This is a genomic window from Enhygromyxa salina (assembly GCF_002994635.1).
Taxonomy (GTDB): Bacteria; Myxococcota_A; Polyangia; order Nannocystales; family Nannocystaceae; genus Plesiocystis; species Plesiocystis salina_B.
In genome coordinates, this window is sequence record NZ_PVNL01000035.1 from 110,562 (window position 1) to 128,583 (window position 18,022).

Annotated in this window: 14 protein-coding genes, 2 tRNA genes, 1 other RNA gene and 1 pseudogene; 10 read left to right on the top strand and 8 right to left on the bottom strand. The window is 68.2% G+C overall.

What is annotated here, in order from left to right; translation table 11 throughout:
- Positions 1-231 precede the first annotated feature (231 nt).
- The 3 genes from ENSA7_RS07460 to ENSA7_RS07470 all read left to right on the top strand — a co-directional run bounded on the left by ENSA7_RS07460 (position 232) and on the right by ENSA7_RS07470 (position 2,916).
- Positions 232-609 (top strand): ComEA family DNA-binding protein, encoded by a 378-nt coding sequence (locus tag ENSA7_RS07460; protein ID WP_106088514.1) that lies wholly within the window; start codon positions 232-234, stop codon positions 607-609.
- A gap of 304 nt (positions 610-913) precedes the next feature.
- On the top strand, positions 914-2,380 hold the full coding sequence (locus tag ENSA7_RS07465; RefSeq protein WP_106088515.1) for an FAD-dependent monooxygenase: 1,467 nt from the start codon (positions 914-916) through the stop codon (positions 2,378-2,380).
- A 152-nt stretch (positions 2,381-2,532) separates the two neighbouring features.
- Positions 2,533-2,916: a ComEA family DNA-binding protein gene (locus tag ENSA7_RS07470; protein ID WP_106088516.1), complete on the top strand. Its 384-nt coding sequence runs from the start codon at positions 2,533-2,535 to the stop codon at positions 2,914-2,916.
- Between the two features lie 293 nt (positions 2,917-3,209).
- Here ENSA7_RS07470 and ENSA7_RS07475 read toward each other — a convergent pair whose 3' ends face one another.
- The 6 genes from ENSA7_RS07475 to ENSA7_RS07500 form a co-directional block, all read right to left on the bottom strand.
- Positions 3,210-4,184 (bottom strand): NAD-dependent epimerase/dehydratase family protein, encoded by a 975-nt coding sequence (locus tag ENSA7_RS07475; RefSeq protein ID WP_181233383.1) that lies wholly within the window; start codon positions 4,182-4,184, stop codon positions 3,210-3,212.
- A 113-nt stretch (positions 4,185-4,297) separates the two neighbouring features.
- Positions 4,298-5,158, bottom strand: a complete 861-nt coding sequence (locus tag ENSA7_RS07480; RefSeq protein WP_106088518.1) for a lysophospholipid acyltransferase family protein — start codon at positions 5,156-5,158, stop codon at positions 4,298-4,300.
- A gap of 16 nt (positions 5,159-5,174) precedes the next feature.
- Complete coding sequence (locus ENSA7_RS07485; RefSeq protein ID WP_106088519.1) at positions 5,175-5,456, bottom strand: hypothetical protein; 282 nt, start codon at positions 5,454-5,456, stop codon at positions 5,175-5,177.
- Positions 5,457-5,567: 111 nt separating this feature from the next.
- An RNA gene (ffs, locus tag ENSA7_RS07490) (signal recognition particle sRNA small type) lies at positions 5,568-5,661 on the bottom strand.
- A 29-nt stretch (positions 5,662-5,690) separates the two neighbouring features.
- A tRNA-Ser gene (locus ENSA7_RS07495) sits at positions 5,691-5,775 on the bottom strand.
- An 80-nt stretch (positions 5,776-5,855) separates the two neighbouring features.
- A tRNA-Ser gene (locus ENSA7_RS07500) sits at positions 5,856-5,940 on the bottom strand.
- A gap of 150 nt (positions 5,941-6,090) precedes the next feature.
- Between ENSA7_RS07500 and ENSA7_RS07505 the strand changes: the two genes are divergently transcribed.
- From ENSA7_RS07505 to ENSA7_RS07525, 5 genes and pseudogenes are all read left to right on the top strand, one after another.
- Positions 6,091-8,178 (top strand): thioredoxin domain-containing protein, encoded by a 2,088-nt coding sequence (locus ENSA7_RS07505; protein ID WP_106088520.1) that lies wholly within the window; start codon positions 6,091-6,093, stop codon positions 8,176-8,178.
- A 58-nt stretch (positions 8,179-8,236) separates the two neighbouring features.
- Positions 8,237-8,884: a fructose-6-phosphate aldolase gene (gene fsa, locus ENSA7_RS07510; RefSeq protein ID WP_106088521.1), complete on the top strand. Its 648-nt coding sequence runs from the start codon at positions 8,237-8,239 to the stop codon at positions 8,882-8,884.
- A gap of 1,365 nt (positions 8,885-10,249) precedes the next feature.
- Positions 10,250-10,372, top strand: a pseudogene (locus ENSA7_RS46320) (SEC-C metal-binding domain-containing protein); the annotation flags it as partial.
- Positions 10,373-10,438: 66 nt separating this feature from the next.
- Entirely contained in the window at positions 10,439-11,794 is a 1,356-nt protein-coding gene (locus ENSA7_RS07520) for an acetyl-CoA carboxylase biotin carboxylase subunit (RefSeq protein ID WP_106088522.1), read from the top strand.
- Between the two features lie 21 nt (positions 11,795-11,815).
- The gene (locus ENSA7_RS07525) at positions 11,816-13,549 is read left to right on the top strand and encodes an acyl-CoA carboxylase subunit beta (protein ID WP_106088523.1); all 1,734 of its coding nucleotides are present in this window, start codon (positions 11,816-11,818) and stop codon (positions 13,547-13,549) included.
- A 15-nt stretch (positions 13,550-13,564) separates the two neighbouring features.
- Here ENSA7_RS07525 and ENSA7_RS07530 read toward each other — a convergent pair whose 3' ends face one another.
- On the bottom strand, positions 13,565-14,800 hold the full coding sequence (locus ENSA7_RS07530) for a penicillin-insensitive murein endopeptidase (protein ID WP_106088524.1): 1,236 nt from the start codon (positions 14,798-14,800) through the stop codon (positions 13,565-13,567).
- Positions 14,801-14,851: 51 nt separating this feature from the next.
- Here ENSA7_RS07530 and ENSA7_RS07535 point away from each other — a divergent pair, with 51 nt between their 5' ends.
- A complete protein-coding gene (locus ENSA7_RS07535; protein WP_244923739.1) occupies positions 14,852-16,144 on the top strand; it encodes an aspartate kinase in 1,293 nt (430 codons plus the stop codon).
- Between the two features lie 261 nt (positions 16,145-16,405).
- Positions 16,406-16,909, top strand: coding sequence for a hypothetical protein (locus tag ENSA7_RS43320; protein WP_181233385.1), 504 nt, complete (start codon positions 16,406-16,408; stop codon positions 16,907-16,909).
- 90 nt (positions 16,910-16,999) lie between these two features.
- Here ENSA7_RS43320 and ENSA7_RS07550 read toward each other — a convergent pair whose 3' ends face one another.
- Complete coding sequence (locus ENSA7_RS07550) at positions 17,000-17,872, bottom strand: alpha/beta hydrolase (RefSeq protein WP_106088527.1); 873 nt, start codon at positions 17,870-17,872, stop codon at positions 17,000-17,002.
- Between the last annotated feature and the right edge of the window lie 150 nt (positions 17,873-18,022).

An 18,022-nucleotide genomic window follows, 5' to 3' on the forward strand; every position in this document is an offset into this window, starting at 1 on the left:
CGCTCCCACACATCCAGCGGCGAGGAGGAACGTCGATGAGCTTGCACGCGCGACGCTGGTCCGCGGCCGCGTGTTGTAGACACCCCGGCCCGTCAGCGAGCCACCATCGCCGGCCCACCTCCGGGCCACTGTCCCGCCCACGGGCCACTTTGAATTGCATGATTTCCCCCAACCGCCCGTGATCATTGAATTCCGATCATTGGCAGACCTCGTGCTTTGTGTACGAGCATCATGAACAAGACCATCCGCACCCTCACCACCTCCTTCGCCCTCGTCCTCGCCACGCTCGTCGGTGGCAGCGCTCTGGCGGCCACGCCCACCAACGCGGCGCTCGACACCAACTCCATCGTGCATGACGACGCCCGGTTTGACGCCGCGGTGGTCCTGGAGGGCCAGGTCAACATCAACACCGCGAGCGCGGCCGAGCTGCAGCTCCTGCCTGGGATTGGGCCGTCGATCGCCGAGCGGATTGTGGGCTACCGCGAGACCCATCGGTTCGAGCAGAGCAGCAACCTCATGCGCGTCAAGGGTGTCGGCCAGAAGACCTACGACAAGATCAAGGGCTTCTTGACCGTCGACGGCGAGACCACCCTGCGCGTGTCCAAGTAGCGCTCGCTCGCTGACCAGCTCACACCTCCGGCGCCCGCGTCACCACTTGGTGGCGCGGGCGTCGGTGTTGACTCGACGCGCTCGCTCGTGGTTTTCGTGGGTGATGACGGCACCCCCCGAAACCACGGTTTCCGACCAGCTACTAGAGATTGTACCGCATGGAGGGGGCGTTGCTGCAAGGGCCTCAGATCTGCTGTTAACGCCCGCTGTCGGCAGTTTCGCCGACACCAACCAGGAGCGGACGAGATGCGAACGTTGATGACAGTGGCGCTAACGAAGTACGTGACGCGGGGCAGGTGTCGCAATGACTGACCACGCGGTGATCATCGCAGGTGGCGGCCCGACCGGGCTGATGCTGGCGGGCGAGCTGGCGTTGGCCGGGGTCGACGTCGGGATCGTCGAGCGCCGCGCCAGCCAGAAGCTCGATGGGTCGCGGGCCGGAGGTCTGCACGCGCGCACGATCGAGGTGCTCGACCAGCGCGGCATCGCCGACCGATTCGTGTCGCAAGGCCAGACCGCGCAGGTCCAGGTGTTGGCCTCGACCCTGCTCGACATCAGCGACTTCCCGACCCGGCACCCCTACGGGCTGGCGCTGTGGCAGCGCCGGTTCGAGCAGATCTTGGCCGGCTGGGTCGAGGAGCTGGGGGTCCCGATCCATCGCCAGCGAGAGGTGACGGGGTTCACCCAGCACGACGCGGGCGTCGACGTCGAGCTCTCCGACGGTCGCACCTTGGGCGCCGCGTATCTCGTCGGGTGCGACGGCGGGCGAAGCCTGGTCCGCACCGCGGCCGGGATCGACTTCCCGGGGTGGGACGCGACGATCAGCTACCTGATCGCCGAGGTCGAGATGGCGGAGGAGCCCCCCTATGGCATGCGCCACGACGCAACCGGGACTCACGGCCTGAGCCGGCTCGCAGACGGTGGGCCGATCCGGGTGGTGCTGACCGAGCGAAACCTCGAGCGCACCGGTCAGCCGACCATGCGCGATCTCAGCGAGGCGCTGGTCAGCGTCTACGGCACCGACTTCGGTGTGCACAGCCCAACTTGGATCTCCAGCTTCACCGACGCGGCCCGGCAGGCGGCGGCATATCGGGATCGTCGGGTGTTGCTGGCCGGCGACGCGGCGCACATCCATCCCCCGCACGGAGGGCAGGGCCTCAACACCGGGGTGCAGGACGCGGTCAACCTCGGCTGGAAGCTCGCCCAAGTGGTGCATGGCACGTCCCCGGCGAGCCTGCTGGACAGCTATCACGCCGAGCGACACCCGGTCGGCGCCCGGGTCTTGCGTTCCACCATGGTCCAGGTCGTGCTCGCAAAGACCGATGCCCAGCACCAAGCCGCCCGCGAGACGATGGCCGACCTGCTCGGGATGGACGAGCCCCGCAAGCGGATCGGCGGCATGCTCTCGGGTCTCGACATCCACTACGATCTCGGCGACGGGCACCCGCTGCTCGGGCGCCGGATGCCCGACCTCGACCTGAACACCGCCCGCGGCCCGCAGCGGGTGTTCACCCACCTTCACGCCGCCAAGGCTGTGCTGCTCGACCTCGGCGAGCCCGGCCGCTTCGACATCACGCCGTGGGCCGGTCGCGTCCAGCTCGTCGACGCCACCTACGACGGAACTTGGGAGCTCCCCGTGCTCGGCGAGGTCCCGGCGCCCGCAGCTGTCTTGATCCGACCCGACGGCCACGTCGCGTGGGTCGGCGATCTCGCTGATCCAGCGCTGCCCGACGCCCTCGCCACTTGGTTCGGACCGCCACGCAACGATTGACGTGGCGCGGACGCTCGAGGTGGCCCGCCAGCGGGCCACCGTCCCGCCGATCGTCCCGTCCACGGGCCACCTTAAATTGCTGGATTTCCATAACTATCCGTGATCATTGGATTTCGATCATTGGCAGACCACGTGCTTTGTGTACGGGCGTCATGAACAAGACCATCCGCACCATCACCACCACATTCGCCCTCGCCCTCGCCACGCTCGTCGGCAGCTCCGCGCTCGCGGCCGCGCCCGCGCAAGTCGAGGGCGCCGCAACCGAGCAAGTCGAGCTCGATGGCGCCGACCGCTTCGACGCCGCCGTGACCCTCGAGGGGCAGGTCAACATCAACACCGCGAGCTCGGCCGAGCTCGAGCTGCTGCCGGGGATCGGCCCCTCGATCGCCGCGCGGATCATCAGCTACCGAGAGACCCACAAGTACCAGCAGCGCAACAACATCATGCGCATTCGGGGCATCGGGCAGAAGACCTTCGCCAAGATCAAGGACTACTTGATCGTCGAGGGCGAGACCACGCTGCGCGTGGCTGGCTAACCTTCACCACTCACACACACAAACTGGCGCCCGCGTCACCTCTGGTGGCGCGGGCGTCTCTATATTGGCGGGCCAGCACGAACGCCTTCAGTCACGTCCCGTGATCAGACATGAGCCGCGCATGCGAACGCCTAGCAGCCCGTGGTGCAATGCATCGCGGCTCCTCGCGCCGGAATTTTCGTCGAGGGCGAGGCGTCGAAACGCAGCTGTACCGGGTGTACTGCAAGTTTCGGCAACGCTGCCCTCGGCGAAAAGGCCAAGCGAGGGGGCGTGAGGCATTGCACCACGGGCTGCTAGCCTTCGGTCAACATGCTCGCGCGCTGCCGAAACGCGGCCTCGAACCGCGCGTCGTCGAGCACCAGCGAGTAGAACAAACGCTTGGGCTGGTACTCGGCGTGGTAGCGGGTCTGACCCAGCATCCGCTGCAGCCGGTTGGCCTGCCGCAGCAGCGGACCGGGCACCCGCATGGGCGTGATCCCGCGCTGCTCCAAAAACCGCGTCAACGGCCCCGGAGAGGGTCCTGCGATGTTGTACACGCCCTTGCCGCGCAGCATCAACGCGAGCTGAATGTCGCGAGCGAGCCGCTCTTTGGTCGTGGGGTTGATCATCGGATCGAAGCCGATCGGGAGCACGGGCGGGTGGCTCTCGAACAACAAATTCAGCCCCGACATCACGCCACCACCGATGACCCCGGCCGGACGCAGAACCATGACCTCGCACGCGGGCGAGTCCATCTTGGCCCGGCAGTAAAATTCCGCGTCGATGATGTCGCGCACCGACTTGGGCGAGCTCGGATCCAGGTTGAGCTCGGCGTCCTCGGCGACCTTGTAGTCCCCGCGCGGGCCAATGGCATAGACCGCGTCGCTCGACAAGAACACATACTTGCCGACCCCGTGGCGCAAGCTCGCGTCGAGCAGGTGGCGGGCCGCGTTGACGTTGTACTCGTGGCGCGAGACGTCGTAGCCCTTGGGGTTACCCGAGAACGCCAGGTGGACGACCGTGTCGAGCGGGCGCTCACGGAATTCCTCGAACAGGAACAGGTTGTCGACCTGTCGGCGCCGATCCAGGGTCGCGCTGTGGAACATGAAGCGGTTGGGATCGTGGCCGAGCAGCCCCGGCGGGCACGCGCCCTCCCCGACCGCCAGGATCTTCTCGATCCGCCGATCCTCGAGCAGGCACGCGATCAGCTCGGCAGCTATCTTGCGCCGCGCGCCCGCGATCAGCACCCGCCTCGGTCCTGGGCGAAGCAGCGAGGGCGTCGAAGCCACGATTTGGTGAACCTGATCGAGCGGGTCGGGCACGCTCGGCCCGCTCCCTGACCCACTCCCTGACCCTGAACCGTTGATCGGGCCGTGCTCGTGCGGGTGATCTGGACCTTCGCTCATGCGCGCCCCTCGTTCACGAGCCGTCGATGCTCGAGCCCAACGCGGATCTGCTCGCGGACCGCGTCGCGAACCCGCTCGACCTCCGTCGCGCGGACCTCGATGCTCTCGAGCACGGCGGGGTCGATCTCGAGCGGCTCGCCGTAGTGGATGAAGTAGCGGACCGGCTTGGGCAGCAACCCCGCCGGCCCGAACCAAGGGAACGTGCGCGTGACCGGGATGAACGGCAGGTTGAGCGCCCGCGCGAGCGGCTGCAGGTTGGTGATCACCGTCTGTTGTTCCTCCGCACCGACCACGCCAAACGGGACCACCGGTGCTCCATGCCGCGCCGCCAGCTCCACGTGACCGTGCGAGAACGGAAACAGCTCGTAGCGATCTTCGGCCGGCTTGCCCAGCGCGTCGGCGCCCTCGGGAAAGATCCCCACGAGGTGGCCCTCTTCGATCAGCCCGTCGAAGTTCCGCCGCGTGCCCGGGACCTGACCCAGGCTGCGAAACAGCGTCCCGAGGTAGGGCATGCTGTAGACGAAGAAGTCGACCATGAACCGGACCAGCCGGGGTGGATCCGTATGCCGAAACACGTCGGTCGAGATCATCACGCCGTCGAACGGCAGCACCCCGCTGTGGTTGCCAACCACCACTCCGCCGCGCGACAGCGGGATGTTCTCGTGCCCGGTCGAGACCACGCGGAAGTAGTAGCGGTGCAGCCAGTAAGCCAGCGCATACGCGTTGCCGATCCCCGTCGCCGAGGTCCCAAACACATCCGTGCCCGCGCCCGCGTCGTCGAGCGCGTAAGCTTCGATGCGCTCACGCTCACGCGCGGGCAGCAGCGCCTGCATCAGGTCTGGTCGCAGCAAGGCCACGCGCCTCCAGACTACGTCAGTACCGCACCGGCGGCCCGTCGGGCTTCACTTTTAGGTTGCGTCGCTCGAGCCTGAGCTTCCAGTCCTCACTTGACAGCGGGATCACGTAGACAGTCGGCCACACGAACCGGCGGTCCGTCGATCCCAGCCGCCGCGCCCAGTACTCGACGTCGACCACCTGGTAGGGCTCGTCATCGATCACCACGATCTCGTGCACACGCGGCACAAATTGCGCGGCCTCGGTCGTCTCCGTCCGAAACAGCAGGCGTCCCTCGCAGGCATACTCGACGTACGGCATGGCTGGTTTTACCCCGAGCCGTTCCCGACGCGACCCGTGCTCGGCTTCGCCTCCGCGCGCGCCGCCACCCTCGCTTCGCACGGGCCGCGTCGGGGCCGGCTCGGCGTAAAAACAGGTAAGCCCACGGGCACCCGCTCTCCCCTGTACCGTTGCTTCCTTCCGGACCTGGCGGAGTTAGGGGGAGAAACGTCACCCGGGGCATGAACGGTTGTACACGATCTGCATGTCAACCGACGGAGAGGGCGGGATTCGAACCCGCGGTGGGTTGCCCCACACATGATTTCCAATCATGCACCTTCGACCACTCGGACACCTCTCCAGGTGTGCTCGAGCGGCGCTCGAGACGAGCTTGAGCAACCCGTTCTCTGGCGGGCGGCTCTGGGCTAGATTTTCAGGTAGCGGAGAGGGTGGGATTCGAACCCACGGTGACTTGCGCCACACCAGATTTCGAGTCTGGCACCTTCGACCACTCGGACACCTCTCCGGAGGGGCGCGGAACATAGCAACTTTTCGTGGCCAGCCAAAGCGGCGCCCCGGGTTTTGATTGACCTGGGTGAGAGCTGACGCACCAGCGCGAGCCGCGAGCCCGGGCTCACTCGAGATCTCCTGACGAAGGTCGGTCACACTGAGAGCGATGTCCGATCCCGACGACCGGTCCAGCGGCCCCAACCGGCTGGCCACCTCGACCAGCCCCTACCTGCGCCAACACGCCGACAACCCGGTCGACTGGTACCCCTGGGGCCCCGAGGCGCTGACCCGCGCGAAGCACGAGGACAAGCCGATCCTGCTCTCGGTTGGTTACAGCGCGTGCCACTGGTGTCACGTGATGGCGCACGAGTCCTTCGAGGACCCCAGCATCGCGGCGCTGATGAACCAGCACTTCGTGAACATCAAGGTCGACCGCGAGGAGCGGCCCGACATCGACGCGATCTATCGGAAGGTGGTCGCGCTGATGGGCCAGGGCGGCGGCTGGCCGCTGACCGTGTTCTTGACCCCCGACCAGCGCCCGTTCTACGGCGGGACCTACTTTCCCGCCGAAGATCGCTACGGGCGACCCGGGTTCGCCAAGCTGTTGCTCGCGCTCTCGCAGCTGTGGACCGAGCGACGCGACGACGCGCTCTCGCAGGCCCAGGCGTTCATGAACGGATTCGCCGAGCTCGCCAAGAGCATCGACGAAGACGCCGCGGCCGGGCCGGATCTGAGCTTGACGAGCCCCGCCGCGTGGGTCGACGCTGGGCGCCGGTTGGTCGAGCGGGTCGATCCCGAGTGGGGTGGGCTGGGGCGCGCGCCAAAGTTTCCCAATGTTCCGGGTCTGCAGCTCTTGCTTGCGCGCAGCCGTGATGATCCGCGGGGCGACGCCGGCCCGGCGCTGCGCCTCACGCTCGAGAAGATGTGGCGCGGCGGCATCTACGATCACCTGCGCGGCGGGTTTGCCCGCTACAGCACCGACCGCGAGTGGCTGATCCCTCACTTCGAGAAGATGCTCTACGACAACGCGCTGCTGCTCGCGCTCTACGCCGACGCCAGCGTCGCGTATGGGGCCACGGGGCAGCTGGCGTACCTGCGCCGGGTCGTCGAGGAGACCGCCGACTACCTCGTCGCGGACATGATGGTCAGCTCCGGGCCGGGGCAAGGCGCGTTTTATTCGGCGACCGACGCCGACAGCGAGGGCGTCGAGGGCAAGTATTTTTGTTGGACGCCCGCGCAGCTCGACGACGCGCTCGGCGAGGCCATGGGCAAGACCTTCGCGCGGGCGCACGGCGTCACACCCGAAGGCAACTTCGAGCACGGCATGTCGGCCTTGCATCGACCCGAGCCGATCCCGCCTGCGCTCGACGCCGAGCTGCAAGCGGCACGCGCCAAGCTGCTCGAGCTGCGCTACGGCCGGGTCGCGCCGCTGCGGGACGAGAAATTGCTGACCGCCTGGAACGCTCTGGCGATCTCTGGTTTTTGTCGGGCAGCGATCGCCGCCGAGGCATGGGGCGACGCGGCGCGCACCGAGCAGTGGACCGCCGTCGCGGGTCGGGCCGCGCAGGTGATGCTCACGCTGCACCGCGATTCAGACCAGCGCCTGCTCCGGGCTTCGTGGGAGGGCGTCGGTCACACGCGGGCCTACCTCGAGGACGTCGCCCTGCTCGGCCGGGCCTGCCTGGATCTGCACGAGCTGACCCTCGACCCGCGCTGGCACGACGAGGCCGAGCGACTCGCCGCGGAGGTGATCCAGCACTACGCGCGCGAGGGCGGCGGGCTGTTCACCACCGCCGACGATGGCGAGCCGCTGATCGAGCGGACCGAGAGCCAGCACGACTCTCCGCTGCAAAGTGGTCTCGCGGCCGCGATCGAGCTGCTCGCCCGACTCGATCTCGGCGGCGCGGCCGGCCACGCCGCTGCGCCAGCGGGGAGCCGCGCGCTGATCGAGCAGACGCTCAGCCGGTTCCACAAGGCCAGCGCTCAGCCGTTTGCGTTCGCCGGGCTGATCAACGCCGCACAGTGGGCCAGTGATCGGGCCGTGCACGTGACGATCCGCGCAGTTGAGGCCGCGCAGGGCCAGCAACTCGCCGCCGCCGTTCGCAAGCGCCGAGGGTCGCTGGCCTCGCCGGTCGCGATCTCCTTGGTTGAGCGCGCCGACGCGGCTGCAGCAGACGCGCTGGTGTGCCGGGCTCAGACCTGCTCGATGCCGATCTCCGAGGCGGACGCGCTGTTGGGCGCGCTCAGGCAGTAAGTTCGAAGAGTGGTTCTCGCTTGCATCGCGGCTGACCTTCGGCGATCACCACCGTGACATGCAGCTGTTCATCGACACCGCGGACATTGGAGAGATCGAGGCGGCCCAGGCGATGGGCGTGCTCGATGGCGTGACCACCAACCCTTCGCTGGTCGCCCAGTCGGGCAAGAAGATGCGCACGGTCCTCGAAGAGATCTGCGCGTTGGTCCCCGGCCCCGTCAGCGCCGAGGTGCTCGCAACCGAGTACGACGCGATGATCGACGAGGCCCGCGAGCTCGCAGCGATCGCCCCCAACATCGTCGTGAAGGTGCCGCTGATCGAGGCGGGGATCCGAGCCGTGGTCACGCTGACCGACGAGGGCATCAAGACCAACGTGACGCTGTGCTTCTCCCCGCTGCAGGCGCTGCTGGCGGCCAAGGCTGGCGCGACGTACATCTCGCCGTTCGTCGGCCGGCTCGACGACATCGGCCACGACGGCATGGGCCTCGTGGAACAGATCGTCGACATGTACGACTCCTACGAGCTCGACACCCAGGTGCTCGTCGCCTCGGTGCGCTCGCCGACCCACGTGGTCGAGGCCCTGCGCCTGCGCGCACACGTTGCGACGATCCCGTTTGGTGTGATCGCCAAGCTGATCCACCACCCGCTGACCGACAGCGGGCTCGCGCGATTTTTGAAGGACGCCGAGTCGATTCCGAAAGACTGAGCGAAACCCGGGTTGATCGAGCGTGACGTCGTCGGGGACCATGGACCGGTCCCGAGGCCACGCATGCAGCATGACGAGCACTTTCTGAGCCGACTCGAGCGACTCGACGGGGGCCACGCCGAGCTCGCGCTGGGTCTGTACTACGACAGCGCCCTCGTCGAGCACGTGCTGTCCGTCGCCGACATCCCGGCGGACGCCGACCGAGTGGCGCTGGCGCTCGGCGGCCCCGAAGACGACGGGCCATACGTGATCGTGGCCCGCAACGGTCACTTCGTCACCTGCCTGGGCCAGGGCATGCAGGTGCAGGACGGCCAGCCGATCGTCACCCGTCACCGCCTGGACACGATCAGCGAGTCGGTGGAGTCGCTGCGGGCGCTGATCAGCGAGGCGAAGGCGGGCGGCAAGGGCCAGATTGAGCGCGCGCTCGAGCGGACGCTTCGCACCGGTCGGCACCTCAACCAGCAAGAGTTCGAAGCGCTCGCGCGCTGGCTCCCGCTGCTGTCGATCCACTTGTTCGTGGCGCTGATCGACGCGGTCCAGAAGTGCCACCAGCTCTACGAGCACCTGTGTCTGCACAAGAAGTACAGCCGCCGCCACCACGAGGCACTCCACGAGTTCTGGCGATCCGCGTGGGCGGTCGCCCACCTCACCTTGTCGTTGGGTAGCGACGGCGGGGCCACGCTGCGGGGCCTGATCGACCGGCTCGAGCCCGAGCTGCCCGGAGCCGGGCTGCAGCTGCCCTGGGGCTTGATCCGGCTGGGCGTGACGTCGTTCGCGGCTCGCGGTGCGTGGGTCGCCAGCAAGCTGCCAACCCATGTGCTCCCGGCTGCCAAGCGCCGCTACGCGAGCGGCGAGGGCACGTTCTTCAGCAGCATGACCGATGCCTCGAGCCTGATCGCGATCGGCCTGCGACACCGTCGCTATCAGGCCGAGGTGCGCAAGGCCCTGGCCAAGGTCGGGCCACCCTCGGATCGCCGACCCACGGTCGTCGAGTCGATCAGCGGCCTGGCCGCCGGCTCCTTCGATCACCTGTGTGCCAACCCCGAGATGTTCATCGACAACGCGGTCGAGTCCGGCCGCGCGCTGCTGCGACAGCTCTACAGCGATCGCGACCAAGCCGTCCTCGACTCGCTCGATCTCGATGAGGTGCCCGGCGACGTCGCGGTCGCGCTGTTCTTGACCCTGCCGTTCAAGATCTTCGGGATGACCCAAGCGGTCACGGGCTTGTTCGAGCGGATCCCGTGGGTCGTCGGCGTCGAGGCGAGGTCGTTCTATCTACCCGAGCAGTACGCCGCGTTTGGGCGCGCGTCGTGGACGCCCGATGAGAGCATCACCATGATCGAGGCGCGCAAGGGGGACATCGCGGTCAGCCGACCGCCCGTGGTGAAGGGGCCAAAGATCGGCCGCAACGCGCCGTGCCCGTGCGGGAGCGGGAACAAGTACAAGCGCTGCTGCGGCGGTCCGGGAGCGAGCGGCCACTCCAAATGAACTCCACGTGAGCCAGGCCCCCGGGCCCGAGGACCGCGCGCGAGTTCGTGTTAGCATCCCGCCCCCATGGCCGGCTTTCATCGCCTGTTCATCGCCAACCGCGGCGAGGTTGCGGCCCGCATCGCGCGAAGCTGCGACGAGCTCGGGATCACCCCGGTGTTCGGCGTGTCCGCGGCGGATCGCAACGGCCCGTGGACAGACGGGCGCGAGCAGGTCGTGCTCGGGCCAGCCCGCTCGACGCACAGCTACCTGGCGCTCGAGCGCGTGGTCCAGGCCGCGCGCCAGAGCGGGTGTACGGCGTTGCACCCGGGCTGGGGCTTCTTGGCCGAGAACCCGCGCCTCGCGGGTCTGTGCGAGCAGCACGGCGTGACCTTCATCGGCCCGCCCGCGCACGTGATGCGCTTGATGGGCAGCAAGACGCCCGCCAAGCGAGCGATGGGCGCGTCGGGGCTCACGCTGATCCCAGGCAGCGACGGGATCCTCGCGGATCTCGAGCAGGCCCGGCAGGTGGCCGAGGCCGTCGGCTACCCCGTGCTGCTCAAGGCCGAGAGCGGCGGCGGTGGCAAGGGCATGCGCGCGGCCCAGACCGCAAACGAGCTCGATCAAGCCTGGGCGCAAGCCAGCGCCGAGGCCCAAGCGGCGTTCGGTGACCCGCGCCTGTACATGGAGAAGCTGGTCCAGGGCGGGCGCCACATCGAGATCCAGATCATGGCCGACCGCTACGGCAACGTCGTGCACCTCGGTGAGCGCGACTGCACGGTCCAGCGCAGCCACCAAAAGCTGATCGAAGAATCCCCCGCGCCGACCCTGGATCCCGACGAGCGCGAGCGGACCTTGGCCGCCGCGGTCGAGGCGACCCGCGCGATCGGCTATGTCGGCGCCGGGACGATCGAGTTCTTGCTCGATCAATCAGTCGCAGGCGCCCACGTGCTGCGGTTCATGGAGATGAACACGCGCCTGCAGGTCGAGCACTGTGTGTCGGAGATGCGCAGCGGGTTCGACCTCGTCCGCGAGCAGATCCGCGTGGCCGCCGGGCATCGTCTCTCCGTTGACCAGGCCGACATCACGCTCGGCGGGCACGCGATCGAGTGCCGGATCAACGCCGAAGATCCCGCCCAGGGATTTCGCCCTTCGCCCGGCGTGATCACCAAGTGGGCCGCGCCGAGCGGTCCGGGGATCCGCGTCGACACCCACGTGCGCGACGGCTACGAGGTCCCGCCGTTCTACGACAGCCTGATCTGCAAGGTGATCACCCACGGCGACACCCGAGACGCAGCCTGCGACAAGATGATCCTCGCGCTCGAGCAGCTGGTCTGCGAGGGCGTGCAGACCACGGTCCCCATGCACCTCCAGATCCTGCGCAGCGAAGCATTCCGCAGCGACCGCTACGACACGCGGGCGATCCCCGGCTTCGCGCCCTGACGGCAGACCACCAGACTCACCATGGCCATCGTCCCCCTGTCCCCCATTGGCTCCCCCCGCGATCAAGTCTGCGACGAGCGCACCTTCGGCGAGTACCGTGAGACCCTGGGCGAGCGCGAGCAGCTGCTGGCGGAGCGCCGCGCCAAGGTCCAGGCCGGTTGGGGCCCCAAGTACCTCGAGCGCCTGCACACTCGCGGCAAGCTCAGCGCCCGCGAGCGGCTCGCCAAATTGATCGACCCGGGCACGGAGGTGTTCGAGGTCGGGACCTTCGTCAACTGGGGCCTGAGCTTCGGCGACCGCGGGCTCGAGAGCCCCGGCGCGGGAGTGGTGACCGCGTTCGCGCAGATCCACGGCCGCTGGTGCATGGTCATCGCCAACGACAACACCGTGGCCTCGGGCTCGTGGTGGCCCAAGACGCCAGAGAAGATCGAGCGCGCGCAGACCATGGCGCTGCGGCTGCGGATCCCCACGGTCTACCTGGTCGATTGCTCGGGGTTGTTCCTGCCCGAGCAGTCACGCTCGTTCCCGGGCGGCACGGGTGCCGGGCACATCTTCAAGATGAACTCGCTGCTGAGCGCGAGTGGCGTGCCACAGATCGCCGGAGTGTTCGGCGACTGCATCGCCGGCGGCGGCTACATGCCGATCATCTCGGATCGCGTGTACATGACCGAGCAGGCCTACATGGTGATCGCTGGCGCGGCGCTGATCAAAGGCGCCAAGAGCACCAACATCACCAGCTTGGACATCGGCGGGCCAGAGGTCCACGTGCACCAGAGCGGCTGCGCCGACGTCCGGGTGCCCGACGACGAGATCGCGCTCGACTGCATCCGCCGCGACGTGGCCAAGCTGCCCAGCTCCGGCGCCGACTTCTACCGCCATGGGCGCGGCGCGATCGAGCCGTTTCACCCCGCGGCCGAGCTCGCTGGGCTGATCCCGCCGGATCACCGCGAGGTCTACGACGCGACCGAGGTGCTCGCGCGGCTGTGCGACCAGAGCTTGTTCTGGGAGCTGATGCCCGAGACCGGCGAAGAGATGATCACCGGGGTCGGCCGGATCAATGGGCTGTACGCCGGGTTCATCATCAACCGCCAGGGCCTGGTCGGCGACCCGGAGCACCGCGATCGCAAGCGCCCGGCCGCGATCTTGTATCGGGGTGGGATCGCCAAGATCAGCGCGTTCTCGCGGGCCTGCAACGCCGACGGCATCCCGATCATCTGGCTGCAGGACATCTCGGGCTTCGACGTGGGCGCCGAGGCCGAGGCGCAGGGCCTGCTCGGCTACGGCTCCAGCCTGATCTACACCAACAGCACCAACGACGTGCCAATGTTCACGGTGCTGCTGCGCAAGGCCTCGGGCGCGGGCTACTACGCGATGAGCGGCCTGCCCTACGACCCGATCGTGCAGCTGAGCAGCACGATCTCGCGGCTCTCGGTCATGGAGGGCCGGACCCTGGCGATCGCCACCTACAACACCAAGCTCGACGACGACTTCGAGATCGTCGCAACGGATCCGGCCGAGCGGGCCGAGATCGAGGCGGGCATGAAGGCCGTCGCCGAGCGGATCGAAGCCGACATGGATCCCTTCGTCGCGGGTCGGCAGATGGACACCGACGAGATCATCCGGCTCGACGAGCTGCGCCCGTGGCTGGCGGCGTTGGTCGAGATGGCCTACCAAAACACGGGCTCGCGGCGGATCAAGAACCCGCGGATCTGGTCACTGCACGATCTCGCGGTGATCTCCTCGGGGCCGCGCTGAGCCGGTCGCCGGGCGCTACTGATCCGCGCACTCGGGCTCCGCGGGGCCGCAGTCGAACCGGACGTGGATGTGGCCCTCGTGCCCGGGCGAGTGGCGGACCAGGCCCAGACTCGCCGCCGATCCTCGCGGGAACTGCAGCGTGTCGTCGAGCACGGGCTCACTCGCGCCCGCAGCCTTGGCCGCCTTGTAGAGCCGCCGCTGGCTGTCGTAGTCCAAGAAGATCACCTGCACGCTCGGTGACTGGGCGAACGCGCGGACCAGCTCCCACGTGACGTCCCACGCGATTCGGCGCGGGGTGGGGTTCAGCGCCTGGGGCACCTCGGCGCGCAGCGGCAGGCGGATGTCGAGGTCGCGCCCGGTCTGATGCGAGAGGTGACTGCCGATCTCCCCGCCCCGCTGGCGGCTCATGGTCCCGACGCTGATCGGGTGCGGGTGCTCGGTGCTGGCGACGAAGCGATCGAGCGCGGCGACGGCCTCGCGCACGGCGTGGGTCGTGCCGTAGGCCGACTTGGGGAACCGCAGCTCGTAGCCCTGGCCAGGGGGGATCTGGACGCCGGCGATCAAGCTGCCGGTCTGCGGCGTGCCGACGCTGTGCGCGCCCGGGCGGACCCGCGCGAGTCGATCGCTCGCCGGGTTGTCATGCACGATCGCGTTGAACACGATCGGATCGACCCAGACCTGCACGTGCTCATCAGGCTCGAGCTCGCGGCCGAGCTCGCCGACGTTCCACGCCCGCAAGTTCCGATAGTCGACGCCGTAGCGGCGCGCGATCGAGCCCCAGCTGTCGCCGACCACGACCACGTGCTCGAGCGCCTGGCGAGGCGGCGGGACCTGGCGCGCGCGGATCCGCAGCGGCTCGGGTCGCCACGGGTGTGGCTGCTGCTCGGCCGTCATGTCATTCCACCCGCGGATACTCTGCGCTTGCACCCCGTAGCGCAGCGCCAGCTGCTCGATGGTCTCGCGCGGGATGGTCTGGTGAACGATCCAGCGTGGCAGTGATCCCGACTCGCGGGCGGGCATGCGCCACTGCGGCTCGACGTCGGCGGCAGGCCCGGGACCAGGCTCGACGGCGGCCGCGAGCGCGGGTTCGGTGACCTGCTCGGGTGACTCGAGTTGCGGTTGGTGGTGCGCGTCTGGGCTGTCGCGCGGTGACGTCGGCAGGGTCTGTGCGGAGTCGGTCGGGGCGGCCGCGATCGCCTGACATGCCATCAGCGTGGCGCTCAGACCCAGCAGCGCAATCCGCAGACCCACGCCTGCATGGTAACCCGGAGTCCCAGTCACGTCTCATGTTATGACCGCGCCGTGATCGAGCGAGCGCGACCGGTCGTGATGAAGTTTGGCGGCAGCAGCGTCGCGGACTTCGACCGCATGCGTCGCGTCGCGCAGATCATTGCGAGCTCGGCCCGCGAGCGGCCCACGGTGGTGGTCGTGTCGGCGATGGGCAAGACGACCGATCGCCTGGTCAGCGACGCGCGGGCGCTGTGTGAGCCCCCAGCCCCGCGCGAGCTCGACATGCTGCTGACCACAGGCGAGCGGACCAGCATGGCGTTGCTGGCCCTCGCGCTGCATGGGCTCGGGCACACCGCGATCAGCTTGACCGGCTCGCAGTGCGGGGTGATCACCGATCACCAGCACGGGCGCGCGCGCATCATCGAGGTCCGGCCGTTTCGGATCCTCGACGAGCTCGCGGCCGGTCATGTCGTCGTGGTCGGCGGGTTCCAGGGCGTGTCTTACAAGCGCGAGGTCACGACCCTCGGTCGCGGCGGGTCAGACACCAGCGCCGTCGCGCTCGCCGCCGCGCTCGGGGCCGACTGCGAGATCTACAGCGACGTCGACGGCGTGTATGACGGTGATCCCCGCCAGGTCGACGCCGCCGCCCGGATCGACGAGCTCGGCTACGAGCAGATGCAGGCGCTGTCGCGCGCGGGCGCCAAGGTCCTGCACGCGCGCGCCGTCGAGCTCGCAGCCGAGCGCGGCATCGCAATCTATGCACGCGCGAGCTTCCCCAACGCAGACCAGGCCGTCGGTCGAGCTGGGCAGACAGTGATCCGCAACAACCCTGCGGCGCCCACGGGGGTTCGCGCGGTCACCTGCGATCCGAAGGTGATCGATCTGCGCGTGACCGTGACCGCCAGCGCCGGGGCGTCGGGGATCATCGGCGCGCTCGGCCGTGGGCTCGGGGGTCTCGGGCTCGCGTATCTCCAGATCGACGAGCGCGGCGTCACCGGGCTGCTGTTCGCCAGCCAGCGCGACGACGTCGACAGCTTGGAGTCGCAGCTCGGGCGGGTGGTTTCACAGCTGCAGCAGCTCGACCCGCCCGTGAGTCTGGACCTCGTCGAGTCCCGTGGTGATCTCGCCGCCGTGACCTTGGTCGGCGCCGGCCTCGAGGAGCGCGACGACACGACCACCCGTGCGCTAGACGTGCTCGACGCAGCTGGGATCGAGCTTCGGGGCGTCCGCACAGATGGTCAGTCGATCACGTTGTTGATTGATCGTGCTCACGCCGCGCTCGCAACGGCGCAAATGCACCACGCGATGCTTCGCTCGAATGAGGTCAATTCGGGCACAGATCAGGACACGCGCGCAGATGTCTAGGACATTTGTGTCACAGTGCTGAGCAGGCGCGCGCCATCTCGTCAACTCACTGCGTTGAGATCCTTGGAGATTTGGTGCTTGGCACCGCGACTGCTATGTGTATCGACCGACGCGGAGCAGGCTTCGCGTCGCACTCTCCCCGGGTCACCATGCGAACTGTTCGAGCGCTGGCGTCCCATGAATCGACCGATTGCATGAGCGTCGGTCGTGAGCCCCCCAGGCCACCTCGTGGCCACTGACGAACACCCTACTGGAGACGACATGCTCAAGAACATTTCCTTCCTTGCAATGGCCGGCGCGATGGCGTTTGCCGCTTCGATGACCGGCTGCGTTTTGGTGACGGATGACACCGGCACCAGCCTCACCAACGGCGACGGCGACGGCGACGGCGACGGTACCGGCACCACCACCGGCGATGGCGACGGCGATCCCGGCGATGGCGACGGCGACCCCGGCGATGGCGACGGCGATCCCGGCGATGGCGACGGCGATCCCACCGGCGACGGCGACGGCGACGGCGACGGCGACGGCGACGCTCCCACCTGCGGCTGGCTCGAGGCCGAGATGTACTACGGCTGCGGCGGCGTCGGGGAAGACCCCAACGGTGCTCCGAGCGGCTGTCCCGACGGCTTGGTCGTCGGCGAAGCGTGCGACGGCGTCACCCCAGCCCTCACCGGCGACGGCTGCTGCGACGCCAACGGCGACAACTGGTACTGCGGCACCGACGGCATGATGGAAGCCATCACGCAAGAAGTCTGCTCCTGAGCCAGGCCCCTGAGCCAAGCTCATGAATGCTGAAGAGCGCGAACCCGAGTGGGTTCGCGCTCTTGTTTTTGCTCACGACTGCTGGTGCGACTACTCGGCGGCGTCGTGGTCGAACTCGCCGTTGGCGACCAGGCGCAGCCCGGACGCGGCTGCGTGGTCGAACATGTACTCGACCTTGGCCTGGTCGTGAGCGACCGGCGTCGTCTCGGCTGCCGGGTCGACGCTGGCGTGTTGTGGGTCCGCGTCGAGGAAGTCTCGGCATGCCTGATAGAAGTGCTCCGCGACGACCAGCGACGAGTGGCCACCCGCGAGCATGATGTAGTCGCGCGCGGCCACACCCTCGATCGGGCCTGGCGGTGGGCACAGGGCGTCGGAGGCGGCGTGGATCTGGCGCATGCGCACGGTGGCGGGGGCGGGCGCGGCGAGCAGATCCTCCAGGAACGGAGAGCCGGGCAGCACCTGCCAGACCGACGGGCTGAACGCCCCGACCGTGGCGACACCCGCGAGCCCGGCCCAGGTCCCGCGCAGCGGGGAGCCCATCATCACGAGGTTGCGGACGTAGCGGTGACCCTGGAGGAACTTGATCGAGTGCAGGCTGATCAGCCCGCCCATGCTGTAGCCGACGAGGTCGACACGATCGACCTCGAGCTCCTCGCAGATCGTTCGCAGGTGGGCGGTGAGGTTCTCCGCCGAGCGTCGAATCGACGCGAGGTTGAACGTGCCGTACGCATAGCTGAAGACCACACGCCCGTCGTTTTGGAACCGACGCGTCAGCGGGAGCATGGTCCCGCGTGTGCCCATGAAGCCGTGGACCAGCACCACTGGCGGCAGCTCCGGCCGGGTCCACGACATGTCCGTGCTGACTTTGTTGCCACGAACCAGGTGGCGGCCGTACTCGAAGTCATCGGTGACGATGCTGACCGCGCGGCGAACACGGTTCTTGATGCGTTTCCCCACACTCATCCGTGGCTGGAGTGTAGCCCACCCAAACCCGGTGCTTGCTATTTTTTATCGAACTCAGCGACCAATGTGGTTGGGTGAGACCTCGTGCACGCCGTAGCATGACCGAAATGGCCGCCCCGGTCGCGCCGATGTGCGTCCAAGTATGCTGAT

Coding starts and splice junctions, on each gene's coding strand:
- ENSA7_RS07460 (WP_106088514.1), top strand. CDS start 232: ATGAACAAGACCATCCGCACCCTCACCACCTCCTTCGCCCTCGTCCTC.
- ENSA7_RS07465 (WP_106088515.1), top strand. CDS start 914: ATGACTGACCACGCGGTGATCATCGCAGGTGGCGGCCCGACCGGGCTG.
- ENSA7_RS07470 (WP_106088516.1), top strand. CDS start 2,533: ATGAACAAGACCATCCGCACCATCACCACCACATTCGCCCTCGCCCTC.
- ENSA7_RS07485 (WP_106088519.1), bottom strand. CDS start 5,456: ATGCCGTACGTCGAGTATGCCTGCGAGGGACGCCTGCTGTTTCGGACG.
- ENSA7_RS07505 (WP_106088520.1), top strand. CDS start 6,091: ATGTCCGATCCCGACGACCGGTCCAGCGGCCCCAACCGGCTGGCCACC.
- fsa (WP_106088521.1), top strand. CDS start 8,237: ATGCAGCTGTTCATCGACACCGCGGACATTGGAGAGATCGAGGCGGCC.
- ENSA7_RS07520 (WP_106088522.1), top strand. CDS start 10,439: ATGGCCGGCTTTCATCGCCTGTTCATCGCCAACCGCGGCGAGGTTGCG.
- ENSA7_RS07525 (WP_106088523.1), top strand. CDS start 11,816: ATGGCCATCGTCCCCCTGTCCCCCATTGGCTCCCCCCGCGATCAAGTC.
- ENSA7_RS43320 (WP_181233385.1), top strand. CDS start 16,406: ATGCTCAAGAACATTTCCTTCCTTGCAATGGCCGGCGCGATGGCGTTT.
- ENSA7_RS07550 (WP_106088527.1), bottom strand. CDS start 17,872: ATGAGTGTGGGGAAACGCATCAAGAACCGTGTTCGCCGCGCGGTCAGC.